Source organism: Paracoccus sp. N5 (genome assembly GCF_000371965.1).
In the GTDB taxonomy this organism is placed as follows: Bacteria; Pseudomonadota; Alphaproteobacteria; order Rhodobacterales; family Rhodobacteraceae; genus Paracoccus.
Window position 1 is genome coordinate 431949 of the sequence record NZ_AQUO01000001.1, and the last position, 24223, is coordinate 456171.

Genomic DNA, 24223 nt, shown 5'->3' on the forward strand with positions numbered 1-24223 from the left:
GCATCTGCGGCTGGGGAGGAGGGTCAGCCGTCGATGCGGATCACCTTGTTTTCCGGGTCATAGGGGCTGTCCTCGGTCACCACCGCGTCCCAGAGCTGGCGCTGCATCCGCACTTTCAGCCGCGTGCCCGGCTTGGCCAGGTCGGGGCGGACATAGCCCATGCCGATGGATTTGCCGAAGGCCGCCGACCAGCCGCCCGAGGTCAGCCGGCCGATCTTGGTCGCGCCATCCTCGGTATAGAGCGCCTCGCGGCCCCAGGGGTCGGCATCGGCCGGGCCGTCGATCAAGAGCGTGCAGCAGAGCGAGCGCAGGCCCTTGTCGAGCATGGCCTGCTTGCCGTTGAATTCCTTGCCCAGATCGACGAAGCGGTCCAGCGCGGCCTCGAGCGGCGTCGCGTCGCGGCCGAGCTCGGTGCCGAAGGCGCGATAGGATTTCTCCTGCCGGAGCCAGTTCTGGGCGCGGGCGCCGACCAGCTTCATGCCGTGCTTTTCGCCCGCCGCGACCAGCTGGTCCCAGAGATAGCGGCCGAATTCGATCGGGTGGTGCAGCTCCCAGCCCAACTCGCCGGTATAGGCGACGCGGATGGCGCGCACCGGGCACATGCCCAGCTCGATATTGCGCATCGACAGCCACGGGAAGCGCTTGTTGCCAAGCACGGTTTCCGGGTTCGCGTCGCGCACCAGCTCGTTCAGGATGTCGCGCGACTTCGGCCCGGCGATGGCGAAGACGCCCCATTGCGTGGTCACGTCCTGGATGATGACCTGGCCGAATTCGCCCTCCATCTCCTCGGCGGTCTTGCGCAGGTAGTCGGCGTCGTAATCGGTCCAGGCACCGGCCGAGATCAGGTAATAGTCGTCCTCGGCCAACCGCACGATGGTGTATTCGGTGCGGGTGGTGCCGGTCTCGGTCAGGGCATAGGTCAGGTTGATGCGGCCGACCTTGGGCAGCTTGTTGGTGGTGAACCAGTCGAGGAAGGCGGTCGCGCCGGGGCCGTGGACCCGGTGCTTGGTGAAGGCCGAGGCGTCGATCAGCCCGGCGGTGTTGCGGACGGCCTCGGCCTCGGCCTTGGCATATTGCCACCAGCCGCCGCGGCGGAAGCTGCGCGAGGCGTGGTCGTCGAAGCCGAGGGGGGCATAGTAGTTCGGGCGCTCCCAGCCGTTCACCTGGCCCATCTGGGCGCCGGCCGCGACCTGGCGGTCATAGGCCGGGGCGGTGCGCAGGGGCCGGGCGGATTCGCGTTCCTCGTCCGGGTGGTGCAGGATGAAGACGTGCTCGTAGCATTCCTCGTTCTTCTGCACGGCGTATTCGGTGGTCATCCACTGGCCGTAACGGCGCGGGTCGAGGCTGGCCATGTCGATTTCCGCCTCGCCCTGGGTCATCATCTGCGCCAGGTAGTAGCCGACGCCGCCGGCGGCGGTGATGCCGAACGAAAAGCCCTCGGCCAGCCACATATTGCGCAGGCCGGGCGCCGGGCCGACCAGCGGGTTGCCGTCGGGGGTATAGCAGATCGGGCCGTTGAAATCGTCCTTGAGACCCACGGTTTCCGAGCTGGGCAGCCGGTGGATCATCGACATATATTCTTCCTCGATCCGTTCCAGGTCCAGCGGGAACAGGTCGGCGCGGAAGGTTTCCGGCACGTCGTATTTGAAGCGGGCGGGCGCGCCGGCCTCGTAGGGGCCGAGGATCCAGCCGCCGCGCTCTTCGCGCACATACCATTTCGCATCGGCGTCGCGCAGCACCGGATGCTCGGGGTTGCCGGCCTCGCGCCAGGCCAGCAGGGCCGGGTCGGGCTCGGTGACGATGAACTGGTGCTCGACCGGGATCGCCGGGATCTTGATGCCCAGCAGGCGCGCGGTGCGCTGCGCGTGGTTGCCGGTTGCGGTCACCACATGCTCGGCGTGGATCTCGAATTCCTCGCCCGAGCCGACCAGGTTGCCGCCCCTTTCGACCATCTTCTCGCAGGTGACGACCCATTCGTCGCCGGTCCAGCGATAGCCGTTGACCTGGATCTTGCGCTCGATGCTGGCGCCGGCCATGCGGGCGGCGCGAGCCATGGCCTGGGTCACGTCGGCCGGGTTGATATAGCCGTCGGTCGGGTGGAACAGCGCGCCCTTGAGGCCCTGGGTATTGACCAGCGGCCAGCGGTCCTTGATCTGGGCCGGGGTCATGAATTCATGCTCGACGCCCACGGTCTCGGCGATCGAGGAATACAGCTCGTATTCGTCCATCCGGTCCTGGGTCTGCGCCATGCGCAGGTTGCCGCAGCGGGTGAAGCCGGCGTTCAGCCCGGTCTCGGCCTCGAGCCCGGCATAGAGCTTGACCGAATAGTCGTGGATGTGGCTGGTCGCATAGCCCATGTTGAACAGCGGCAGAAGGCCGGCCGCGTGCCAGGTCGAGCCGGCGGTCAGCTCGTCGCGCTCGACCAGCAGCGTGTCCCAGCCGGCGCGCGCCAGATGCAGGGCGATGCCGCAACCGACGGCGCCGCCGCCGACCACCAGGGCCTTCACATGGGTTTTCATGGCGAGCGACTCCTTTTTCGCGCGTGAGCTATGCTGGAAGCATCTCTGCCACAGCCGGCGCGGAATCATGTCCACTGCGCGACATATTCCCGGCAAAAAGCGACATGGCCGGCCTGGCCCGGACAAGGGCAAAACGCCCCGGAAACCGGGGCGCAGCATTTACAGCATCGAGGGCACCACCTGGTCCGGCGGCCGGTGGCCGTCGGCGAAGGTCTTGATGTTGATGAGAACTTTCTCGCCCATCTCGACCCGGCCCTCGATGGTGGCCGAGCCCATATGCGGCAGCAGCACGACATTGGGCAGCTCGCGCAGCCGCGGGTTGATCTCGTGCCCATGCTCGAAAACGTCAAGCCCGGCGCCGGCGATCTCGCCCGCGCGCAGCATCCGGGTCAGGGCGTTCTCGTCGATCACCTCGCCGCGCGAGGTGTTGATGACCACCGCCGAGGGCTTCATCAGCTTCAGCCGCCGCGCGTTCAGCAGGTGGAAGGTCGAGGGCGTGTGCGGCGCGTTCACGCTGATGATGTCCATGCGCGCCAGCATCTGGTCCAGGCTCTCCCAATAGGTCGCCTGCAACTCGGCCTCGGTTTCCGGGCGCAGGCGGCGGCGGTTGTGGTAATGCACCTGCATGCCGAAGACATTGGCGCGACGCGCCACCGCCTGGCCGATGCGGCCCATGCCCAGGATGCCCAGCCGGCGCCCGCCCAGCCGCCCGCCCAGATGCGAGGTCGGCGACCAGCCCTGCCAGCGCCCGGCCTGCATCTCGGCCATGCCCTCGGGCATGCGCCGGGTCACGGCGAGGATCAGCGCCAGCGCCATGTCGGCGGTGTCCTCGGTCACCACGCCCGGGGTGTTGCTGACCAGGATGCCGCGCTGGCGGGCGGAATGCACGTCGATATGGTCGACGCCGGCGCCGTAATTCGCGATCAGCTTCAGCTTCTCGCCGGCCTGGGCCAGCATGTTGGCGTCGATCAGGTCGGTCACCGTCGGCACCAGCACGTCCGAGACGCGCATGGCGGCGACCAGTTCCTCGCGACTCATCTTGTGGTCGTCGGCGTTCAGCGACACGTCGAAAAGCTCGGACATGCGGGTCTCGACCGCCTCGGGCAGGCGCCGGGTCACGGTAACTTTAAGGCGCGAGCGGGTCGGATCGGTCGCTTGAACGGCGGGCATGGTCGCTCCTCTCTTCCAAAGCCGGGCGGCTTTTGGCAAAGTGCCCGCGATGCGGGGCGCGCACAAGACCCCGAAGATGCAGGACGAGCAGATGAAGCAAGGACAGGCCTGGCTCTGTGCCGCGGCGATGGTGCTGGGGCTTGCGGGCGGCGGCAGCGCCGCGCTGGCGCAGGCAAGCGATCCCGGCGAGGCGCTGGACGCCAAGCCCGTGCCCGGCGTTTCCGCCGACGCGGCCATCAGCCGCAACCCGGACGGCCAAGCCGATCCCAACCGCGGGCCGGTCACCAACCTGCCGCTGCCGCGCTATGTCAGCCTGAAGGGCGGCGAGGGCAACGCCAGGCGCGGCCCCAGCCTGTCGCATCGCATCGACTGGGTGTTCCGCCACGCCGGCATGCCCTTGCGCGTGGTGGCCGAATTCGGCCAGTGGCGCCGGGTCGAGGACCAGGACGGCGCCGGCGGCTGGGTGCATTATTCGCTGCTGTCGGGCGTGCGCACCGCCATCGTCACCAAGGACATGCTGGACCTGCTGGCCCGGCCCGAGCCGCGCGCCAATGTCGTCGCCCGCGCCGAGGCCGGCGCCATCGTGCGGCTGCACGAATGCAATCCCGACTGGTGCCGCGTCTCGGGTGCCGGGGAAAAGGGCTGGGTGCCCAAGACCGCGATCTGGGGCGTCGACGCGGCCGAGATCCGCGACTAGGCCGGCGGGGCCTCGGCCCCCATTCCGGCCCCCGTCCCGGCCCCCGCCTTGCAGACCACGACATGCCCCAATGACACCCGCATCCAGGCGATGCGCGAGCAGCGGGCGCCGCCGGTGCCCAGCGTCGGGTGGGTCATGTCCTCGGCCCCGCATTCGTCGATCAGTTCCTTGACGAAGCCGACCATGCCGCGGTCATGGCCGTGAAAGCGCCGCCGGACCAGGTGCCAGCGCAGCCAGCCGGTCAGCTTGCGCAGCGGCCAGAGCGCGCGCACCACGCGATTCTTGTGGGCGCGGTCCAGCATCCGCTCGTGCCAGGACAGCTCCGGCGCGGGCGGGCGGTAATGCTTGCCGTCGGGATATTGCGGCCAATAGCCGGTGCCCCAATCCTCGATGAAATACAGGCCGCCCGGTTTCAGGTGATGCTCGAGCAGGTGCCAGAACGAGATCCGCGCCAGCTGCCCGACATGAGCGGCGTCGTCGATGATGACATCGAAACCCTGCGGCGCGCGTTCAGCGGCGATGCGGTCCAGGAGCGCCCTGTCCTGCTGCTCGCCGACATAGCAGCGCACCCGGTCGCCGAAGCGCGCGTCGCAGGGGTTGATGTCCAGCCCGGTGATGCGGGCCTTGGGCAGCCATTCCTCCCAGTATTTCAGGGAATCGCCGCGCGCCACGCCCAGTTCCAGCAGGTCCAGCGGCTCGTGCCGCCGCGGCCCCAGGAAGGTGGCGTAGTTCTGGAAGTAATGCGCAAGCCCCATCTTGTCGATCGGGATGTCGCTGATCGTCCTGACGGGATTGGCCGAAGTCATCGCTTCACTCTCCCCGAAACACCGGATGGGAAAAGCGTAAGGCCGGGGACGGGCCGGCGGCAAGCGCCTTGCGTCCGCGCGGCCGCTTTGGCGCCCAGGATACCAGCGCGGCGTGTGACGCACGGGCGGGACACCCCTTGGAATTGCAAAGGCCGCCCCCGGGGGACGGCCTTGAGGTGGTTGCGGGTCCGCCCGCGTCACATGGTCTGGCCGACCAGCGAGTCGGTGCTGGCGCTGGCCTTCATGCATTGGTGATAGGTCAGCGTGATCGAATCCTCGGTCATGCGCAGCGTGCCGTCGGGCCGGGTCTGCAGGTCCACGACGCGGTTGCCGGCGGCGGGCGAGCCTTCGCAGGCCAGGGTGACGCGGGTGCGGTTCACCTGCGGCTCGGTGCTGGCGACGGTGCAGGTCGAGGCCGGGAACATGAACTTGTTGCCGTCGATGACCAGGCGCTTGTCGCTGGTCGGATCGCCGCAGTTCGATTCCAGCAGGTTGTAGGTGCCGTTCAGCGCGCTGGACTGCGCCAGGGGGCCGGGGGTCGGCTCGGGTGCGGCCGGGGCGACCTGGTCGCAGGCGGCGATGCCAAGCGTGGCCACGGCGGCAAGGGCAAGCAGGGGTTTCATCACAGTCATTTCAATCTCCCGTTGTATCAGGAAACGTCGGTCAACAGGCCGCGTCCTTTCAACAAAGCGTGAACCCCCGGTTTTCGTTCCCTGAATTTCAACCAAAGTTCGTCGGCCGGCAAAGAATCGCCCCTGGAGAGGATCCAATCCTCGAGCCGGGCGGCGGTTTCCGGGTCGAAGGCGCTGCCCTTTTCCAGGAAGGCCTCGAAGGCGTCGGCATCCATGACCTCGGACCACATATAGCTGTAATAGCCGGCGCTGTAGCCGTCGCCGGAAAACACATGCGTGAAATGCGGCGTGGCGTGGCGCATCGGGATCGCGGCCGGGGCGCCGAGTTCCGCCAGCACCTCGGCCTGGCGCGCCATCGGATCGGCGGGCGGCGCGCCGGTGTGGAAGGCCAGGTCGACCAGCGCGCTTTCCAGGTATTCGGTGGTGGCGAAGCCCTGGTCGGCATTGCGCGCGGCCAGGATGCGGTCGCGCAGCTCGGCCGGCATCGGCGCGCCGGTCTCGGCATGGCGGGCGTGGCGGTCCAGCACCTCGGGCTGCTCCAGCCAATGCTCGAACAGCTGGCTGGGCAGTTCGACGAAATCGCGCGCGACCGAGGTGCCCGAGATCGAGGGCCAGTCCACGTCCGACAGGATATGGTGCAGCGCATGGCCGAATTCGTGGAAGAGCGTATGCGCGTCGTCCCAGGACAGATAGGCCGGGGCGCCGGGCGCCTCGGGCGGGGTGAAGTTGCAGACATTGACCACGATGGGCCGCTGGCCGGCGCCGATCCGGTGCTGCTGCTGCAAGGACGAGCACCAGGCGCCCGAGCGCTTGCTGGGCCGGGCGTAGTAATCGCCCAGAAACACGGCCATCTGCCGGCCGTTCCGCGTGATCTCCCACGCCCGGACATCGGGGGACCAGAGCGGGGCGTCGAAGGGCCGGAACTCCAGCCCGAACAGCCGCTGCGCGGTGTCGAAGACCGCGCCGATCATCGCGTCCAGCGTCAGGTAGGGCTTGACCGCCGCCTCATCCAGGTCGTGCTCGGCCTTGCGGCGGCGCTCGGCGTAGAAGCGCCAGTCCCAGGGCTCCAGCGCGCCGTTCACGCCATCCGCGTGCAGCATCTGGGTGAAGCGCGCGGCATCGGCCTCGGCGCGGGCCTTGGCCGGGGTCCAGACCTGTTTCAGCAGCGCCTCGACATTGCCGGCATTGCCGGCCATCTCGGGCTCCAGCTTGTAGCTGGCGAAATCGGCATAGCCCAGCAGCGTGGCGCGTTCATGCCGCAGCGCCAGGATCTCGGCGGCGATGGGGCGGTTGTCGGTCTTGGCGCCGCCTGCCCCCGAGCCGTCGCCGCGCGCGGTCCAGGCGCGCCAGGCGGTCTCGCGCAGGGCGCGGTCCTCGGCATATTCCAGGAAGGGCACGATCAGCGAGCGGTTCAGCGTCACGATCTGGCCCGGCAGCCCGCGTTCGCGCGCCGCCGCCCGCATGGCACGGATCAGCCAGTCCGGCAGGCCGGAAAGCCGGTCGTCGGGCACGGCCATGGTAAAGTCGCGCTCATCCGCCAGCACGTTCTGGGCGAATTCGGTCGAGAGCACCGCCAGCCTTTCGCGGAGTTGCGCCATGCGCGCGCGCGCCGCGCCGGTCAGCCCGGCACCCGCGCGGCGCAGGCCCCGCAGGGTCAGCTCGGTCAGGCGCTGGTCCTGCGGCGCCAGCTCGTCGCGGTCCTGATGGATCGCCTCGACCCGGTCGAACAGCCGCGGGTCCATGCTGGTCCTGGCGCCATGCGCGGCCAGGCGCGGCGCGATCTGGCGCTGCAATTCCTCGCGCGCGGGGTTCGAATCGACGCCGGCCAGGGTGTAGAACACCGCGCAAAGCCGGTTCAGCGGCTCCTCGGCGGTTTCCAGCGCGGCGACGGTGTTCTGGAAGGTCGGCGGCTCGGGATTGGCGGCGACGGCCTCGACGGCCTCCTCGGCCAGCTTCAGGCAGGCATCGAAGGCGGGGGCGAAATCCGCGTCGCGGATCAGGTCGAAGCGCGGCAGGCCCAGCGGCCCGGTCCATTCGGTCAACTCGGGGTTCATGCGGCATCCTTTCGGTTGCCCTGCATGTTTTCACCCCGGCGGCAAATGTCCAGAGCCGCAGACCGGGCAATCGGCGCGTCGCGAAATTTTCATCAGCCGGTTTTCGGAATAGAGCCCGTCAAAGATCAGCATCCGCCCGCGCAGCGGCTCGCCCGCGCCGGCGATCAGCTTGATCGCCTCGAGCGCCATCATGGAGCCGATGACGCCGGGCAGCGGGCCGACCACGCCGGCCTCGGCGCAGGCCGGGGCAAGGCCCTGGGCCGGGGCCTCGGGAAAGAGACAGGCCATGCAGGGCGCGCCGCGGGCCGGATCCCAGACGGTCAGCTGCCCCTCCCATTGCGCGATGGCGCCGGCGACCAGCGGCACGCCGGCGCGGGCGCAAGCGACGTTCACCGCCTGGCGCGAGGCAAAGCTGTCGCTGCCGTCGATCACCAGGTCGTGCCCGGCGATCAGCGCCGTGTCGGCTTCGGTCACGCGGCGGTTCAGCGGCGTGATCTCGACCAACGGATTCAGCGCCCGCATGGCGTCGCGCGCCGCATCCGCCTTGGGCCGGCCATCGTCGCTGCTGCGAAAGATCACCTGGCGTTGCAGGTTCGACAGGCTCACCCGGTCGTCGTCGGCCACGGTGATCCGCCCCACCCCGGCGGCGGCGAGATAGAGGCAGACCGGCGCGCCCAAGCCCCCCGCGCCGACCACCAGCACCTTGGCGCGCTTCAAGGCCGCCTGCCCCGGCCCGCCGATCTCGCGCAGGATGATGTGGCGGGCATAGCGGTCGAGCTCGGGGTCCGAGACCGGGCCCCCGGGCGCGACGGCCGGCGCCGGGCGCCGCAGCGGCACCAGGCCCGGCGCGTCATGGCCAGGCGCGGCATTGCGGCGATGCAGAAAGGCCAGCATCTGCCCGGCGCCCAGCGCCATCAGGCCGATGACCAGCATCCAGATCATGCCATTGGCCGACCATTGCACGGCCCAGGCAAAGCGGCTTGCCGGCGCGTGATGCACGCCGGCGGCCACGGCGAGCCACAGGATCACCCCCAGCGCCAGCAGTTTCCAGCCGCGCAGGCCCAGCCAATGCGCCCAGCCCAGCACGGCGGCCAGGCCCAAGAGCCACCAGCCCTTCGTCAGCCACAGGAACACGCCGGCGATGACGATGGGCACGGCCTTGCCTCAGCCGCGCCCGGTCGAGCCGAAGCCGCCCGCGCCGCGCGCGGTATTGTCCAGCGCCTCGGCCATGACATAAGTCGCGCGCGTCACCGGGGCGACGACGGCCTGGGCGATACGCTCGCCGTGATGGATGGTATAGGCTTCGGCGCCAAGGTTGATCATGATCACCCCCAACGGGCCGCGATAATCGCTGTCGATGGTGCCCGGCGTGTTCGGCAGGGTCACGCCATGCTTCAAGGCCAGGCTGGAGCGGGGGCGGATCTGCATCTCATGGCCCTCGGGGATCTGCACGCGCAGGCCCGTGGGCACCAGCTTGATCTGGCCCGGCGCCAGCACCAGGCTGCCGCCGCCCAGATCGGCCCGCAGGTCGGCACCGGCCGAGCCCGCGGTCTGGTATTCCGGCAGGGGCAGCGCGGCATCCGCGCCCGGTTCGCGCAGAACCAGAATCGTGACCGCGCCCGCCATCGTCACTTCGGCGCGATCATCATGACCATCTGACGCCCTTCCAGCTTGGGCATCGATTCGACCTTGCCGGCCTCGCCCACGTCGGCGGCGACCCGGTTCAGCAGTTCCAGGCCCAGCGACTGGTGCGCCATCTCGCGGCCGCGGAAGCGCAGGGTGACCTTGACCTTGTCGCCCTCGCCCAGGAATTTCATCACCGAGCGCATCTTGACGTCGTAATCATGGGTATCGGTCCCGGGGCGGAACTTGATCTCCTTGATCTCGATGATCTTTTGCTTCTTGCGGGCCTCGGCCTCGCGCTTTTGCTGTTCATATTTGAACTTGCCGAGGTCCATGATCTTGCAGACCGGCGGCACGGCATTGGGCGAGATCTCGACCAGGTCCAGCCCGGCCTCCTGCGCAAGCTCCAGCCCCTTGGCAGGGGTCACGACGCCGACGTTTTCGCCATCCGCACCGATCAGGCGGATCTCGGCGACTCGGATGCGTTCGTTGACGCGGGGGCCGGTGTCACGGGTGGGCGGAGCGTTATGCGGTCTGCGGGCTATGGCTGTCTTCCTTACATGGCCGGGGGTTTTCTGGCGGCTAGATAGTCGCGCGGAGCCGCATTTTCAACCGGATTCGGCGGGTTTGCCGCGCATTTGCCGGTTTCGCGCCCGGCTTGGCACGGGCACGGGGCCGGGGCGCTTTTCCCGCCCGCCGCGCCATGGCATAGAAGCCGAAACGCAGATTGCCGGAGCGACCCATGTCCAGACTTCTCGCCCTGATCGTGATCCTGGCGCTGGCCCTTGGCGGGGCCTGGCTGTGGAGCGGCGGCGACCTTTCCCGGCTCGCGGGCCTGATCCCCGGGCAGAACGCCGCGCCCGATGCCACGGCGACCGCCGCCCAGGACAAGGCCAATGCCGCCGCCGATGCGGCCGCCGACGCCGCCGCCATCGCGGCAGATGTGGCGGCAGAGGCCGCGGGCTCGGCCACCTCGGCCGCGGTGGCCCCGGCCGGTTCCGCCGCCGACCAGGCCGAGGTCGCGGCCGAGGAAGCCATCGCCGCGGCGGACCGCGCCGCCGAGGCCGCGGCCCAGGCCAGCGCCGCGCCCACGCAGGCCGAGGCCGCCGCCCTGGCCGCCGGAACCGCCGCGCGGGATGCGGCCAGCGCCACCCGTGCCGCCGGCAGCGCCGCGGGCGAGGCGGTCGAGATCGACTCGGCCCTGACGCCGCAGGGCTTCGACGCCGCCCGGCTGCGCCGGATCGTCGAGGCAGCCGCCCTGCCCGAGGCACGCAAGGCCGAACTGGCGGCGCTGGTCGCACGCGCCGAGGCCGAGACCGCCGCCCGGCCCGCGCTGCTGGAACAGATCCGGGCGGCGCTGCCATGAGCTTCCCGAGCCTGTCCCGCTTCCTGGCCGAGGCCCCTGACCGGCTGGCCAAGGGCCCGATCGCGCTGATCCTGGTCGAGGACGAGGCCGCCGTCGCCCAGACGCTGGAGCATCACCTGCGCGCCGGCTTCAGGCTGATCCTGGCGCTGTCGCCCGAGCCCTTGCCCGCCGACGCGATCCCCGCCGCCGGCGCCAGCAGGATCGTCAACCTGCGCCACGATTCCCGCCGCGGCCGCGCCCATGTCGAGGCGGTCAATGCCGCCATCGAGGCGGTGCCGAACGACACCTGGCTCTATTACGGCTATAATGCGGAATTCCTGTTCTATCCCTTCTCGGAACACCGCACCGTGGGCGAGATGCTGGGCTTCCACGCCGAGGAGCGGCGCCGGGCCATGCTGAGCTATGTCGTGGACCTCTATGCCCCGGACCTCGACCGCTTTCCCGATGCGGTCAGCCTGGACCAGGCGCTGTTCGACCGCACCGGCTATTTCGCGCTTGGCCGCGCCGACCGCGACGGCCGGCACAAGGAGCGGCAGCTGGATTTCCACGGCGGCTTGCGCTGGCGCTTCGAGGAGCACATCCCCAAGGACCGCCGCCGCATCGACCGCATCGCGCTGTTCCGCACCCAGCCCGGGCTGAAGCTGCTGCCCGACCACCGCTTCAACGTCGAGGAATACAACACCTATTCCTGCCCCTGGCACCACAACCTGACGGCGGCGGTGGCCTCGTTCCGGGTCGCCAAGGCCTTGGCGAAGAACCCCGGCTCGCGCGGGGCCATCGGCAGCTTCCGCTGGCGCAACTCGCATCCCTTCCTGTGGAACTCGCAGCAGCTGATGGATTTCGGCCTGATGGAGCCGGGACAGTGGTTCTAGATCCCTGGCAGGAGCGCCGCCAGCCGCGCACCCCCCGCGCCGACGATTTCCGCAGCGAGGGCGAGGTGGATTATGCCCGCGTCATCCATTCCGCCGCCTTCCGGCGCCTGCAGGGCAAGACCCAGATCCTGAACCTGGGCGACAGCGATTTCTACCGCACCCGGCTGACACATTCGCTGGAGGTGGCGCAGATCGCCGGCGGGCTGGTGCAGCAACTGCGCGGCACGGCGGCCGGCCATGCCGGCACCGCCGCCCTGCCCGGCCGTAGCATGATCCAGGCCATCGCCTGCGCGCATGACCTGGGCCATCCGCCCTTTGGCCATGGCGGCGAGGTGGCGCTGAACTGGTGCATGCGCGAGGACGGCGGGTTCGAGGGCAATGGCCAGACCCTGCGGCTGCTGTCGCGCCCGCCCGGCGCCCTGCCCGAACCGGGGGTGAACCTGACCCGGCGCAGCCTTCTGGGCGTGCTGAAATACCCGGCGCCCTGGTCGCGGCTGGCCAATCCGGCCTGCGCGCCGCGCCTGCGGGACGGGCTTTCGCTGCTGCGCTGCATCGACACCGAGGCCTCGGCGCCGCCGAAATGCCATCTCGACAGCGAGGCCGGGCTGGTCGACTGGATCCTGGCGCCGCTGTCGAACGAGGACCGCGACAACTTCGCCCGGATTCGAGAAAACCCGGGCAAACATGCGTCCACGCTGCATAAATCCCTGGATTGCAGCATCATGGACCTGGCCGACGACATCGCCTATGGCGTGCATGACCTCGAGGATGCCATCGCGCTGGGGCTGGTCTCGGCCGAGGCCTTCCGGGACGAGGTGGCGGGCGAGGCGCCCGGCGATCTGGTCGCGCCGCTTTTCGGACCGCCGGCGGCGCGCAAGCAATGCATCGGCGCGCTGGTGCATCACTTCATCGCCAGCGTCCGCTTTCGCGAGGAGCCCGGCTTTGCCGAGCCGCTGCTGCGCCATGGCGTCGAGCTGCCGCCCGAGCAGCGGCATGTCCTGGACCTGCTCAAGGGCTTCATCTTCCGGCATGTGATCCGCAGCGCCGGGGTGCAGCAGCTGGAGTTCAAGGGCCAGACCATGGTGGTCGCGCTGTTCGAGGCGCTGCGTTCGGACCCCGAGCGGCTTTTGCCCGAGGAATGGCGCCGGCGCCATGCCGAGGACGGGCTGCGGGCGATCTGCGACCATGTCGCGGCCATGACCGACGCGAGCCTGCTGCGCAGCTACGAGCGGCTGTTCGCGCCGCGCATGGGCTCGGTCTTCGACCGGCTCTAGGCGGCGCTGACGCGCCAGATCACGTCGCCCACGTCGTCCGCCATCAGAAGCGAGCGGCGATCCGGGCCGATGGCGACGCCGACCGGCCGGCCATAGGAGAATTTCTCGTCCGGCGACAGGAAGCCGGTCAGGATGTCGCGCGCCGGACCCGAGGGCCGGCCGCCCTCGAAGGGCACGAAGATCAGCTTGTAGCCCGACAGCGTCGAGCGGTTCCACGAGCCGTGCTGGCCGATCACCATGCCGTCCGGGAAGCCGGGCAAGGTGCCCGCGGGCATCCAGCACAGGCCCAGCGAGGCGGTATGCCCGCCCAGGGCGTAATCCGGGGTCAGGGCGCGGGCGACCATGCCGGCATCCTGCGGCACGCGGTCGTCCACGGTCTGGCCCCAATAGCAGAAGGGCCAGCCGTAGAAGCCGCCTTCCCTGACCGAGGTCAGGTAGTCGGGCGGGGTCTCGTCGCCCAGGCCGTCGCGTTCGTTCACCACCGTCCAGAGCGCGCCGGTCACCGGCTCCCAGGCCAGCCCGACCGGGTTGCGCAGGCCCGAGGCGAAGATCCGCGCATGGCCGGTGTCCAGGTCCAGCTCCCAGATCGCGGCGCGGCCCTCCTCGGCCTCCATGCCGTGGTCGCCGATGTTCGAAAGCGAGCCGACGCCGCAATAGAGCCGCTTGCCGTCGGCCGAGGCGATCAGGCTGCGCGTCCAGTGCCCGCCGGGCTGGAACGCGACCAGCCGCCGGCCCTGACCCTCGATGCGGGATGCGCCCGGCCGATAGGGAAAGGCGACGATGCCGTCGGTATTGCCGACATAGAAGGTGTCGCCCACCAGCGCCATGCCGAAGGGCTGGCGCTGGTTCTCCAGGAACGGTTCGCGGGTTTCGGCCACGCCGTCGCCATCGGCATCGCGCCACAGGCTGATGCGGTTCGCGCTGACACCCAGCGCCCGGGCCCGGCGCATGGTGGCCTGCGTGGCGCGGTCGAGCAGGGTCTTCGGCGGGCTCGCCTCTTGCAGCGCCTCGGCCACCAGCACGTCGCCGTTGGGCAGCACCTCGATCCAGCGCGGGTGCAGCAGGTCGCGGGCGAAGGCGTTGACGCGCAGGCCGGGCGCGGGCACCGGCGCCTCGTCGCCGCGCCAGCCGCGCGCGGTCGGCATCTTCAGCGTCATGATGGCCTGCGATTTCGCCTGCGGGATCTGCGGGTCGCGACCGAAGGCGGGGGTGCGGGGCGCCCCCATCCGGCGCATCAGCACCATCGCCCCGCCCACCAGCGCGGTCGCCTTGGCCATCAGATCCATGCGCGTTTCCTTTCTGCGAATTTGCGACCCGAGGCTAAACGAGCGCGCGCGAGCGTCAATCACCGAATGCGTCCCCCGGTAGCCCTGCCGCCGCAAACCGGCTATAGGCGGAAAAAACTGGAGCGATCATGCCCGATCCCTTCGACCGGCCCGCCTCGATTCCCGCCTTCGCGCTTTTCGCGCTGCTGCCGGGGCTGCTGCTGCTGGCGGCCTGCCTTTGGGGCGGCGGCTGGACCTGGGCGGCGCTGATCTGGATGGGCGGGGCCAGCCAGATCGTCGACACGGTGATCGCGCGCGGCTTCGCCGATCCGCAGGGTGACCGGGTGCCGCCGGCGACCGATCTTCTGTCGGTGGTGCTGGCGGGGCTGCATTTCCTGCTGCTGGCCCTGGGGCTGGTCGCGCTGAGCGGACAGGCGATGGGGCCCGGGATGGGTCCGGCCGCGCGGCTGGCGCTGTTCCTGGGGCTGGGGCTGTTCTTCGGCCAGGTGTCGAATTCCAACGCGCATGAGCTGATCCATCGCGGCGCGCGCGGGCTGTTCCGGCTGGGGGCGGCGGTCTATGTGACGCTGCTGTTGGGGCATCACACCTCGGCGCACCGGCTGGTGCATCACCGCCATGTCGCCACGGCGCAGGACCCGAACTCGGCCCGGTTGGGCGAGAGCTTCTGGCATTTCCTGCCGCGCGCGCTGCTCGGGTCGTTCCGGGCCGGGCTGGCGGCCGAGCGCGAGTTGTCCGCACGGCGGCCGGGGCGCCTCAACCCCTACCTCGTCTGGGTCGGCGGCGGCCTGGCCTGCTGCCTGCTGGTCGGGCTGGCGCTGGGATGGGCGGGCTTTGGCTGGTATCTGGGGCTGTGCCTTTACGCGCAGGTGCAGATGATGCTGGCCGATTACGTGCAGCATTACGGGCTGGAGCGGCGCCTGCGCGCGGATGGCCGGCCCGAGCCGGTCGGGCCGCGCCACAGCTGGGACGCACCGCATTTCCTGTCCTCGCTGATGATGGTGAACGCGCCGCGCCATTCCGACCATCACGCCCATCCGGGCCGGGCCTATCCCGGGCTGCGGCTGAAGGAGGCCGAGGCGGCGCGGCCGATGCTGCCCTATTCGCTGCCGGTGATGGCGTCGCTTGCCATGCTGCCGCGGGTCTGGCGGCGAGTCATGGACCGGCGCGTCGCGCGGATGCGCGCCGATTAGCGAACCTGCGGATGCGCGCCGATTAGGGGCCGATGCGCTGCGTGAGGGATGCGGATGCGGGGCGGGCGACATGGGAACGGCGGCGCCTTGGGGTGCCGCCGCATGGGTATTTATAGAGCAAAGAAGCCGTCAGGCCTGCGCGTCCCGGATCAGCTGCGCCAGGTGCTCGGTCGAAGGGTCGTGGCCGGGGGCGGGCTTGCCTTCCAGCAGCGGGGCGACCTTCAGCGCCAGTTCCTTGCCCAGTTCGACGCCCCATTGGTCGAAGCTGTTGATGCCCAGGATCACGCCCTCGACGAAGACCCGGTGCTCGTAGAGCGCGACGATCTGGCCCAGGCTATAGGGGGTCAGTTCGGGGATCAGCAGCGTGGTCGAGGGGCGGTTGCCCGGAAAGACGCGGTGGCGGGCCTGGCGGTCGAGTTCGGCGCCCGAGAGCCCCTTGGCCTGCATCAAGACGCGGGCCTCGTCGAGCGAGCGGCCGCGCATCAGCGCCTCGGATTGCGCGAGGCAGTTGGCGGTCAGGAGCAGGTGGTGATGCGTCAGCGCGGGCTCGTGGCCGCGGGCGGCGACGATGAATTCGCATGGCACGATGGCGGTGCCCTGGTGGATCAGCTGGTAGAAGGCATGCTGGCCGTTGGTGCCCGGCTCGCCCCAGACCACCGGGCCCGAGGGCAGGGTCAGGTCGCTGCCGTCCATCGCCACGCGCTTGCCGTTCGATTCCATTTCCAGTTGCTGCAGATAGGCCGGCAGGCGGCCGAGGCGGTTGTCATAGGGCAGCACCGCCCGGGTGCCGTAGCCGCAGACCTGGTGGTTCCACAGCCCGACCAGCGCCAGGATCACCGGCAGGTTTTCCGCCAGCGGCGCCTCGCGGAAATGCCGGTCCATCGCCGCGCCGCCGGCCAGGAAGCGGTCGAAGTCATCCGGGCCGATGGCGATCATCAGCGACAGACCGATCGGCCCCCACATGGAATAGCGGCCGCCGACCCAATCCTCGAAGCCGAAGACGCGGGCGGCGTCGATGCCCCATTCCGCCGTCCTGGCCGTGGCCGAGGAGAGCGCGGCGAATTGCTGCGCCGGCGCGGCGACGCTGGCCGCCATCCAGTCCAGCGCGGTCCTGGCGTTGGTCATGGTCTCGATGGTGGTGAAGGTCTTGGAGGCGACGATGACCAGCGTGGTCGCCGGATCGAGCCCGGCGATGGTGTCGGCGATGTCGGCGCCGTCGACGTTCGAGACGAAATGCAGCCGCGGGCCGTCGTGCCAGGGCGACAGCGCCCGCGTGGCCATGGCCGGGCCCAGGTCCGAGCCGCCGATGCCGATGTTGATGACGTCGGTGATCTTGCCGCCCTGCCCCGCGAAGCTGCCGTCGCGGACCGCTTCGGCAAAGGCGCGCATCCGGGCATGGGTGGCGCGCACCGCGGGCATAATGTCCTGGCCATCGACCGTGACGCTGGCATCGAGGTTGCGCAGCGCGGTATGCAGCACGGCGCGGTCCTCGGTCTCGTTGATGCGCTGGCCGGAAAACATCGCCTCGCGCCGTTCGGCAACCGGCTGCGCCAGTTGCAGGAGCAGCGCCCGGGCGGTGTCGTCGATGCTGGTCTTGGACCAGTCGAGCGCCAGCCCCTCGGCCTGCACGGTATAGGCGGCGGCCCGGCCGGGCGCGCTTGCAAACAGGCTCTCGATGCGCAGCGCCCCCTGGGCCTTGCGATGGTCGGTCAGTCTGGTCCAGATCTCGCTCATGTCACTCTGCCCAATGCACGGTGATGTCGCCGAGGAAGGCCTTGATCGGCGCCTCGGTCGGGTCGAGGCCCTGCGCACGCTCAAGTGCGGCACGCTTGTCGGCCCCGGTGATCAGAAGATGGGTGTTGATCGCGCCCTTCAGCGCCGCGGCGGTCAGGGTGATGCGCGGCTCGTCCTTGATGCTGCCCACCGCCATCACCGGGGCGGCATCCGGGGCCAGCGCCAGCATGGTTTCCGAGGCCGCCGGGAACAGGCTCGCCGTATGCATGTCGGTGCCCATGCCCAGCAGGAGCACGGTCAGCGGCAAGAGCGGCGCGACCTGGGCACCCAGCGCCTCGGCCGCATCCTCGGGGCGGGCATCGCCGGTATAGAGGTCGATGTAGCGCGCCGCCTGCGCCTTGTCCTTGAGCAGATGGCGATGCAGCAGCCGGCTGTTCGAGCGCAGATGCTCGCCATCGACCCAGCGTTCGTCGTTCAGCAGCACGGTGACGCGCGGCCAGTCGATCTCGCTGCCCGAGAGATAGTCGTAGACCGGCGCCGGCGTGGTGCCGCCCGGCACGCAGAGGCTGGCGCTGTCGTTCACCCGCAGGTGCTGCGCTAGCTGGCCGGCGATGCGGTCGGCCAGGGACAGGAACAGCATCTCGCGGTCGGGGTATTCGACGAAATCCAGGCTCATGATCGTATCTCCCTCCACCGGCGGTTGTCGCGGTGCAGCAGGCGCAACGCTTCCTCGGGGCCGCTGGATCCCGGATCATAGGGCTCGGGGCGTTTCGAGCCGTGCTCCCAGGCGCTGATGATCGGGTCGGTCCAGGCCCAGGCGGCCTCGACCTCGTCGCCGCGCATGAACAGGGTCTGGTTGCCGCGGATCACGTCCATGATCAGCCGCTCATAGGCGTCGGGCATGTCGGAGCCCTCGGCGCCCAGCGCGTCGGCAAAGCTCATGTCCAGCGGCACCTGCACCAGGCGCATGCCGCCCGGCCCCGGCTCCTTGATCATCACGGTCAGGTCCATGCCCTCGTTCGGCTGCAACTTGATGACCAGCTGGTTGGCCTTGTGCGTGCCGCTGTCGTCGAAGAGCGAATGCGGCGGCTCCTTGAAGGTGATGACGATCTCGCTCGTCCGGGCGCGCAGCCGCTTGCCGGTGCGCAGGTAGAAGGGCGTGCCGGTCCAGCGCCAGTTGGCGATGCACACCTTCAGCGCGACGAAGCTCTCGGTGCGGGAATCGCGGTTCTCGGCATCTTCCAGATAGCCCGGGCCATCGGGGCCGGCGACATATTGCCCGCGCACGATCTCTTCGGCCGCGACCGGCTCCAGCGCACGGATCACCTTCAGCTTCTCGTCGCGCACGGCGTCCGAGTCGATGTGATAGGGCGGCTCCATGGCGATCAGGCACAAAAGCTGCATCAGGTGGTTCTGCACCATGTCCCGCATGGCGCCGGAATGGTCGTAATATTCGCCGCGCCCGCCGACGCCCACCGTCTCGGCGACGGTGATCTGGACGTGGTCGACATATTGCGCGTTCCACAAGGGCTCGAACAGGATATTGGCGAAGCGCACCGCCATCAGGTTCTGGACGGTTTCCTTGCCCAGGTAGTGGTCGATGCGGTAGATCTGCTTTTCGGCGAAATGCCGGGCCAGGGTGTCGTTCAGCGCCCGGGCCGTGGCCAAGTCGCGGCCAAAGGGCTTTTCCACCACGATGCGGCTGTCGGCATCGGCGATGCCATGCTCGGCCAGCCGCTCGGCGATATCGCCGAAAAGCGCCGGCGCCACCGAGAAATAGAAGGCATGCACGACGCCCGGGCGGACCCGTGCCTTGAGCTCGGCCCAGCCCTCGGTGCCGCGGGCGTCGATGGCGACATAGCCGAGCAGGTCCAGGAAGGCCGCGACGCGGGCGGGATCCTCGGCCTTGCCGACGAATTCGGCGATGGCGGCGCGCATCTCGGCGCGGAAGGCCGCGTCGTCCTGGCGGGTGCGGGCGGCGCCGATGATCCTTGCGCTGGCCGGCAGCTGGCCGGCCTTGAACCGCCGATACAGGCCGGGCACGATCTTGCGCCGCGCCAGGTCGCCGGTCGCGCCAAAGATCACAAGGTCGAAATCCTCGACCGGAATCACGCGTGAAACCATCGCTGCCTCCTCATCGCTGACCTGTCGATTAGCGGATGTTAGCGGTAACATCAAGTCCTGCAAACCCATGCCCGTTCAGTCCTGTTCCAGCCCGGCCTGGCCCGCGGCCGGACCGGCCGGCCGGGTGTCGAAATCCTCATGCCGCGCCATCGCCTTGGCCAGGCGCGGCAGGCGGGCGCGGCGCAGCAGTTCCTTGCGGGTCAGCGCGCCGCCCGCGGCCAGGGCGCGCGCCTCGGTCGCGGCGACGGCGGCGGCAATGGCATCGGGCGCGCGCAGGTAGAGATCGCGCAGGAATTCGTCGGGATGGACGGCCGTCAACCCGACCGCCGCCAGCGCACCGCGCGGAAAATCGCGCAGATTGGCGGTGACGATGCTGAGGGCGCCGGCCGCCAGCGCCGCCTCGACGACATGGCGGTCGGCGGGATCGGGCAGGTCCAGCCCCTCGGCGCCGCCCGACGGGGCGACCAGTGCTTGCGGCAGGCGCGATTCCAGCAGCGCGATCTCGACCCCGGCCGCCAGCCCCTGCCGGTCGGCGGCATGGCGCCATTCGTCCAGGATGCGCCGCGACCAGACCGGGGCATAAAGCCCGGCACCCGCCGCATCGACCAGGATCTCGCGCAGCACGGTCGGAAACAGGACGCAGGCGTCCAGGACGGCCTTCATCCGTCCAGCCGGAAGAACAGCGCCTTGAGATAGCCGCTTTCGGCCAGTTGCGGCAGCACCGGATGGTCGGGGCCGGCCTGGCCGGTGTGCAGAAGCTGCATCCGCCGCCCGCCGCGCCCGATGCCCCGCGCCGAGGCGTTGCGGAAGGCGGTCAGGTCGGCGGCGTGGCTGCACGAACACAGCCCCAGATAACCGCCCGGCGCCACCAGCGGCGCAGCCAGCTTCGCCACCCGCTCATAGGCGCGCAGGCCCGCCTCCAGCGCCGGCTTCGAGGGCGCAAAGGCCGGCGGGTCGCAGATCACCAAGTCGAAGCGCGCGCCCTCGGCCGCCAGCGCCTCCATCTGGTCGAAGGCGTCGCCCTGCCGCGTCGTCAGCCGCGATTCGGCGCCCATCGCCCGCGCCCCGCCCCGCGCCAGCTCCAGCGCCGCGGCCGAGCCGTCGATGCAGGTCGCCTGCCCGGCCCCCGCCGCCAGTGCCGCCAGCCCGAAGCCGCCGACATGCGAGAACACGTCCAGCACCCGCGCGCCCTTGGCGAGGCGCTGCGCAAAGGCGTGGTTCGGCCGCTGGTCATAGAACAGCCCGGTCTTCTGCCCGCCCATCAGGTCGGCAAGATAGATCGCGCCGTTCATCGGCACCTCGACCGGGCCCGGAACGCCGCCCGACAGCACCTCCATGCGCTCGGGCAGCCCCTCGAGACCCCGGGCGCGGCCCTGCCCGTTCAGGATCACCGTCGAGACGCCGGTGACCGCGCGCAGCGCCGCGGCGATCTCCTCGACCATGCGCTCGGCCCAGGCGGCATTGGGCTGGATCACCGCGGCATCGCCGAAGCGGTCGATGATGGTGCCGGGCAGGCCGTCGGCCTCGGCATGGACCAGGCGATAGAAGGGCGCGTCGAACAGCCGCTCGCGCAGTTCCAGCGCCCGGGTCAGCCGCGCCGCGATCCAGCCGCTGTCGATCACCGCCTGCGGGTCGGGGTCCATCATCCGGGCGATGATCTTCGATTCGGCATTGACCGTGACCACGCCCATCGGCCGGCGCTCGGCATCCTCGAGCGCCGCGAAGCTGCCCGGCGCGATGGCCCGGGTGCGGCGGTCCACGACCAGCTCGTCGGCAAAGACCCAAGGGAAGCCGTGGCGGATCGCCTGCGGCTTGGACTTGGGGCGCAATCGGATGATGGGCAGATCGGCGGTCATGGCGGCCTCGTGCAAAACGCGGCAGGATTGCCACGATGCGCGTCTGCGGGCAAGAGCCGGCCGGTTGCGCTGTTACCGCTAACATGATACCCTGCGCGCGAAGGAGAAGCCAGCCATGACCCTGCACGCCACCATCGACCGGGTGACCGACCGCATCCGTGCCCGCTCGGCCAGCAGCCGAAGCGCCTATCTGGCCAAGATCGCCCGCGCCGCCGAGGAAGGCCCGCGCCGGGCGCATCTGTCCTGCGGCAACCAGGCCCATGCCTATGCCGCCATGCCCGACAAGGACGACCTGGCGACCAGCCGCAAGCCGAACATCGGCATCGTCACCGCCTATAACGACATGCTCTCGGCGCATCAGCCCTATGAGCGTTACCCCGACCTGATCCGGCAGGCGGCCCATGCCGCAGGCGCCACGGCGCAGGTCGCGGGCGGGGTGCCGGCGATGTGCGACGGGGTCACGCAAGGCCGGCCGGGGATGGAGCTGTCGCTGTTTTCCCGCGACGTGATCGCGCTGGCCTCGGGCGTGGCGCTGACGCATGACGTCTTCGACGCGGCACTCTATCTGGGCGTCTGCGACAAGATCGTGCCCGGGCTCATCATCGCCGCCGGCACCTTCGGCCATATCCCGGCGGTCTTTGTCCCGGCCGGGCCGATGCCCTCGGGCCTGCCCAACGACGAGAAATCCAAGGTCCGCCAGCAATTCGCCACCGGCGAGGTCGGGCGCGAGGCGCTGATGGCGGCCGAGATGGCCAGCTATCACGCACCGGGCACCTGCACCTTCTACGGCACCGCGAACACCAACCAGATGCTGATGGAGTTCATGGGCCTGCACCTGCCGGGGTCGAGCTTCGTGAACCCGAACACGCCGCTGCGCGAGGCGCTGACCGGCGCCGCCGTCGCGCGCGCGGCCGCGATCACGCGCCTGGGCAACGACTACCTGCCGGCGGGCGAGGTGCTGGACGAGCGCGCCTTCGTCAACGGCATCGTCGGGCTGATGGCGACCGGCGGCTCGACCAACCTGGTGCTGCACCTGCCGGCGATGGCGCGGGCGGCGGGGGTGATCCTGGACCTCGAGGATTTCCACGACCTGTCCGAGACCGTGCCGCTGATGGCCCGGGTCTATCCCAACGGGCTGGCCGACGTGAACCATTTCCATGCCGCGGGGGGCCTCGGCTTCATGATCGGTCAGTTGCTGGAGGCCGGGCTGCTGCATCCCGACGTCAAGACCATCACCGGCGGCGGGCTCGAGCAATATGCCAGCGAGCCGAAGCTACGGGACGGCCGCGTCGAATGGGTCGAGGGCGCGCGGGACAGCCTGAATGACCGCATCCTGCGCCCGGCCTCCGATCCCTTCGCGCCGACCGGCGGGCTGAAGCAACTGTCGGGCAACCTGGGCCGCGGCGTCATCAAGGTCTCGGCCGTCGCGCCCGAGCGTCATGTCATCGAGGCCCCGGCCCGGGTGTTTTCCGACCAGGAGGACGTGAAAGCCGCCTTCAAGCGCGGAGAGTTCACCCAGGACACCATCGTCGTCGTGCGCTTCCAGGGCCCCAAGGCCAATGGCATGCCGGAACTGCATTCGCTGACCCCGACGCTCGCCGTTCTGCAGGATCGCGGGCTGCGGGTGGCGCTGGTCACCGATGGCCGCATGTCGGGCGCCTCGGGCAAGGTGCCGGCGGCGATCCATATCTCGCCCGAGGCGACGGATGGCGGTCCGCTGGCCCGGCTGCGCGACGGCGACCTGCTGCGGCTGGACGCGGTCGAGGGCACGCTGACCTGTCTCGAGCCGGATTTCCTGGACCGCCCCGCCGTCCAGCACGATCCGTCGCGCAGCGCCGAAGGGCTGGGGCGCGAGCTTTTCGCCGCCTTCCGCGCCCATGTCGGCCCCGCGACCGAAGGCGCGGCGGTGGTGGTCTGACAGGACCGGCAAACGCATCAGGCGCGGGCCGCTAGCCGTCGCAGCGCCGGGCGCAGCTTTCCGGCGCGGGCGGCGCCCATGGCAACGGCCGCGCCCATGGATTTTCGAGCCCCCGGCCCGGCAGGCGGATGACCTGACCAGTCGCGGGCAGCATCCGCGGCAGCAGGGCGCGCAGCGGCTCCTGCTCGCCCGCCGATTCGCTGAGGAACAGCACATTGAGGCAGATCTGCCCGTCTTCGTCCCGGATCCGGCAGATCCGCGCATCGACACGGAAGCGGCGCCCCGATTTCGCCACCTGTGCCAGGCCGTGAAGCCGCGCCTCTCCGCCCTCGCCGCCTTGCAGCATCTGGCGCAACCGTTCGGGCGCCTTTTCCGCATCGTCCAGCAGCATGACCACCGGCCGACCGATCAACTCGTCGCGCTGATAGCCGCACATGCCGAGGCAGCACTGGTTCACCGCCAGGATCCGCCCGGCAAGATCGAGGATCAGCACCGCGCGATGCGTGCAGATGGCGCGCATCGCCCATTCGACATCGTGGTGCAGCCGCTGGACTTGGGACATGCGAAAAGCCTCATGCAGGAATTTCCGCCAGCATGGCGCCAAGAGGCTAACAATCCCTTAGCGGCGGCGATTTTTTTCCTCAGGCTTCGATCGGAGGGCCGAAACGCTCGAGCATCCGGCTGCGGATCTGGTCGCGCACGCCGCGGTAAAGCGCCAGCTTGGCCTCGCGCCCCTCGGCCAGGCCGCTGGGATCCATGATCGGCCAATACTCGACATCCAGATGCGCAACCCGCGTCAATTCAAGGGCTTGCCTCTGGCTGGCCGGCGACAGCGCCACGATCAGGTCGAAGCTGCCCAGGTCGTCGCCCCAGGCCTGCATCTCTTCGAAGGACCGCGCGCGGTGGCGCGACAGCTCGACCCCGATCTCGTCGCAGACGGCGATGGCGAAGCCGTCGATCTCCATGTCGTTCTTGACCCCGGCCGATTGCACATAGGCGGCGCGGCCGTAGAACTTCTTCATCATTCCCTCGGCCATGGGCGAGCGAATCGCGTTGTGATCACAGCAGAAAAGCACCGAATGGGGAATCGGTCCGGCCACGA

The 24223-nt window shown here is 69.7% G+C and carries 22 protein-coding genes; 6 read left to right on the forward strand and 16 right to left on the reverse strand.

Annotated features, from left to right (window positions below; all coding sequences use genetic code 11):
• Positions 1-23: 23 nt before the first annotated feature.
• Both PARN5_RS0102115 and PARN5_RS0102120 read right to left on the reverse strand, forming a co-directional pair.
• The gene (locus PARN5_RS0102115) at positions 24-2519 is read right to left on the reverse strand and encodes an FAD-dependent oxidoreductase (protein WP_017998152.1); all 2496 of its coding nucleotides are present in this window, start codon (positions 2517-2519) and stop codon (positions 24-26) included.
• Positions 2520-2678: 159 nt separating this feature from the next.
• Positions 2679-3689, reverse strand: coding sequence for a D-glycerate dehydrogenase (locus tag PARN5_RS0102120; protein ID WP_017998153.1), 1011 nt, complete (start codon positions 3687-3689; stop codon positions 2679-2681).
• A gap of 91 nt (positions 3690-3780) precedes the next feature.
• Here PARN5_RS0102120 and PARN5_RS0102125 point away from each other — a divergent pair, with 91 nt between their 5' ends.
• On the forward strand, positions 3781-4386 hold the full coding sequence (locus PARN5_RS0102125) for an SH3 domain-containing protein (protein ID WP_026155113.1): 606 nt from the start codon (positions 3781-3783) through the stop codon (positions 4384-4386).
• Here PARN5_RS0102125 and PARN5_RS22780 read toward each other — a convergent pair.
• The 6 genes from PARN5_RS22780 to infC all read right to left on the reverse strand — a co-directional run bounded on the left by PARN5_RS22780 (position 4383) and on the right by infC (position 10046).
• A complete protein-coding gene (locus PARN5_RS22780) occupies positions 4383-5192 on the reverse strand; it encodes a class I SAM-dependent methyltransferase (protein WP_017998155.1) in 810 nt (269 codons plus the stop codon). The two genes, PARN5_RS0102125 and PARN5_RS22780, sit on opposite strands and share 4 nt — an antisense overlap.
• A gap of 197 nt (positions 5193-5389) precedes the next feature.
• Entirely contained in the window at positions 5390-5815 is a 426-nt protein-coding gene (locus tag PARN5_RS0102135) for a hypothetical protein (protein WP_017998156.1), read from the reverse strand.
• Positions 5816-5841: 26 nt separating this feature from the next.
• Positions 5842-7878 carry a M3 family metallopeptidase gene (locus tag PARN5_RS0102140; RefSeq protein ID WP_017998157.1) on the reverse strand — a complete coding sequence of 679 codons (2037 nt, stop codon included), beginning with the start codon at positions 7876-7878 and terminating at the stop codon, positions 5842-5844.
• 30 nt (positions 7879-7908) lie between these two features.
• On the reverse strand, positions 7909-9033 hold the full coding sequence (gene moeB / locus PARN5_RS0102145; RefSeq protein WP_017998158.1) for a molybdopterin-synthase adenylyltransferase MoeB: 1125 nt from the start codon (positions 9031-9033) through the stop codon (positions 7909-7911).
• A 9-nt stretch (positions 9034-9042) separates the two neighbouring features.
• The gene (gene dut, locus PARN5_RS0102150) at positions 9043-9504 is read right to left on the reverse strand and encodes a dUTP diphosphatase (protein WP_026155115.1); all 462 of its coding nucleotides are present in this window, start codon (positions 9502-9504) and stop codon (positions 9043-9045) included.
• Positions 9505-9506: 2 nt separating this feature from the next.
• On the reverse strand, positions 9507-10046 hold the full coding sequence (gene infC / locus PARN5_RS0102155; RefSeq protein WP_026155116.1) for a translation initiation factor IF-3: 540 nt from the start codon (positions 10044-10046) through the stop codon (positions 9507-9509).
• Positions 10047-10243: 197 nt separating this feature from the next.
• Here infC and PARN5_RS0102160 point away from each other — a divergent pair, with 197 nt between their 5' ends.
• From PARN5_RS0102160 to PARN5_RS0102170, 3 genes are read left to right on the forward strand one after another with little or no spacing between them, the layout of a single operon-like run.
• Complete coding sequence (locus PARN5_RS0102160) at positions 10244-10867, forward strand: hypothetical protein (protein ID WP_017998161.1); 624 nt, start codon at positions 10244-10246, stop codon at positions 10865-10867.
• Positions 10864-11739, forward strand: a complete 876-nt coding sequence (locus PARN5_RS0102165) for a glycosyltransferase family 2 protein (RefSeq protein ID WP_017998162.1) — start codon at positions 10864-10866, stop codon at positions 11737-11739. The genes PARN5_RS0102160 and PARN5_RS0102165 overlap by 4 nt, the downstream gene beginning before the upstream one ends.
• Positions 11730-13013 (forward strand): anti-phage deoxyguanosine triphosphatase, encoded by a 1284-nt coding sequence (locus tag PARN5_RS0102170; protein ID WP_017998163.1) that lies wholly within the window; start codon positions 11730-11732, stop codon positions 13011-13013. The genes PARN5_RS0102165 and PARN5_RS0102170 overlap by 10 nt, the downstream gene beginning before the upstream one ends.
• Here PARN5_RS0102170 and PARN5_RS0102175 read toward each other — a convergent pair.
• Entirely contained in the window at positions 13010-14299 is a 1290-nt protein-coding gene (locus PARN5_RS0102175; protein ID WP_017998164.1) for a sorbosone dehydrogenase family protein, read from the reverse strand. The genes PARN5_RS0102170 and PARN5_RS0102175 overlap by 4 nt on opposite strands.
• A gap of 128 nt (positions 14300-14427) precedes the next feature.
• On the opposite strand from PARN5_RS0102175, the gene PARN5_RS0102180 reads away from it, so the two are divergent.
• Positions 14428-15489 carry an alkane 1-monooxygenase gene (locus PARN5_RS0102180; RefSeq protein WP_017998165.1) on the forward strand — a complete coding sequence of 354 codons (1062 nt, stop codon included), beginning with the start codon at positions 14428-14430 and terminating at the stop codon, positions 15487-15489.
• A 129-nt stretch (positions 15490-15618) separates the two neighbouring features.
• Here PARN5_RS0102180 and pgi read toward each other — a convergent pair whose 3' ends face one another.
• The 5 genes from pgi to PARN5_RS0102205 all read right to left on the reverse strand — a co-directional run bounded on the left by pgi (position 15619) and on the right by PARN5_RS0102205 (position 21203).
• Positions 15619-17223 carry a glucose-6-phosphate isomerase gene (pgi, locus tag PARN5_RS0102185; protein WP_017998166.1) on the reverse strand — a complete coding sequence of 535 codons (1605 nt, stop codon included), beginning with the start codon at positions 17221-17223 and terminating at the stop codon, positions 15619-15621.
• A 1-nt stretch (position 17224) separates the two neighbouring features.
• Positions 17225-17899 carry a 6-phosphogluconolactonase gene (pgl, locus tag PARN5_RS0102190; RefSeq protein ID WP_017998167.1) on the reverse strand — a complete coding sequence of 225 codons (675 nt, stop codon included), beginning with the start codon at positions 17897-17899 and terminating at the stop codon, positions 17225-17227.
• Positions 17896-19347, reverse strand: coding sequence for a glucose-6-phosphate dehydrogenase (gene zwf / locus PARN5_RS0102195; protein ID WP_017998168.1), 1452 nt, complete (start codon positions 19345-19347; stop codon positions 17896-17898). The genes pgl and zwf overlap by 4 nt, the downstream gene beginning before the upstream one ends.
• A gap of 75 nt (positions 19348-19422) precedes the next feature.
• Positions 19423-20010: a PIN domain-containing protein gene (locus PARN5_RS0102200; protein ID WP_017998169.1), complete on the reverse strand. Its 588-nt coding sequence runs from the start codon at positions 20008-20010 to the stop codon at positions 19423-19425.
• On the reverse strand, positions 20007-21203 hold the full coding sequence (locus PARN5_RS0102205; RefSeq protein ID WP_026155118.1) for a class I SAM-dependent rRNA methyltransferase: 1197 nt from the start codon (positions 21201-21203) through the stop codon (positions 20007-20009). The genes PARN5_RS0102200 and PARN5_RS0102205 overlap by 4 nt, the downstream gene beginning before the upstream one ends.
• Positions 21204-21318: 115 nt before the next feature.
• On the opposite strand from PARN5_RS0102205, the gene edd reads away from it, so the two are divergent.
• Positions 21319-23121 (forward strand): phosphogluconate dehydratase, encoded by a 1803-nt coding sequence (gene edd, locus PARN5_RS0102210; RefSeq protein WP_017998171.1) that lies wholly within the window; start codon positions 21319-21321, stop codon positions 23119-23121.
• A 31-nt stretch (positions 23122-23152) separates the two neighbouring features.
• Here the strand turns inward: edd and PARN5_RS21440 are convergent, their stop codons facing one another.
• Positions 23153-23683 carry a PAS domain-containing protein gene (locus PARN5_RS21440; protein WP_081614908.1) on the reverse strand — a complete coding sequence of 177 codons (531 nt, stop codon included), beginning with the start codon at positions 23681-23683 and terminating at the stop codon, positions 23153-23155.
• A 79-nt stretch (positions 23684-23762) separates the two neighbouring features.
• The gene (locus PARN5_RS0102220) at positions 23763-24221 is read right to left on the reverse strand and encodes a low molecular weight phosphatase family protein (RefSeq protein ID WP_026155119.1); all 459 of its coding nucleotides are present in this window, start codon (positions 24219-24221) and stop codon (positions 23763-23765) included.
• Between the last annotated feature and the right edge of the window lie 2 nt (positions 24222-24223).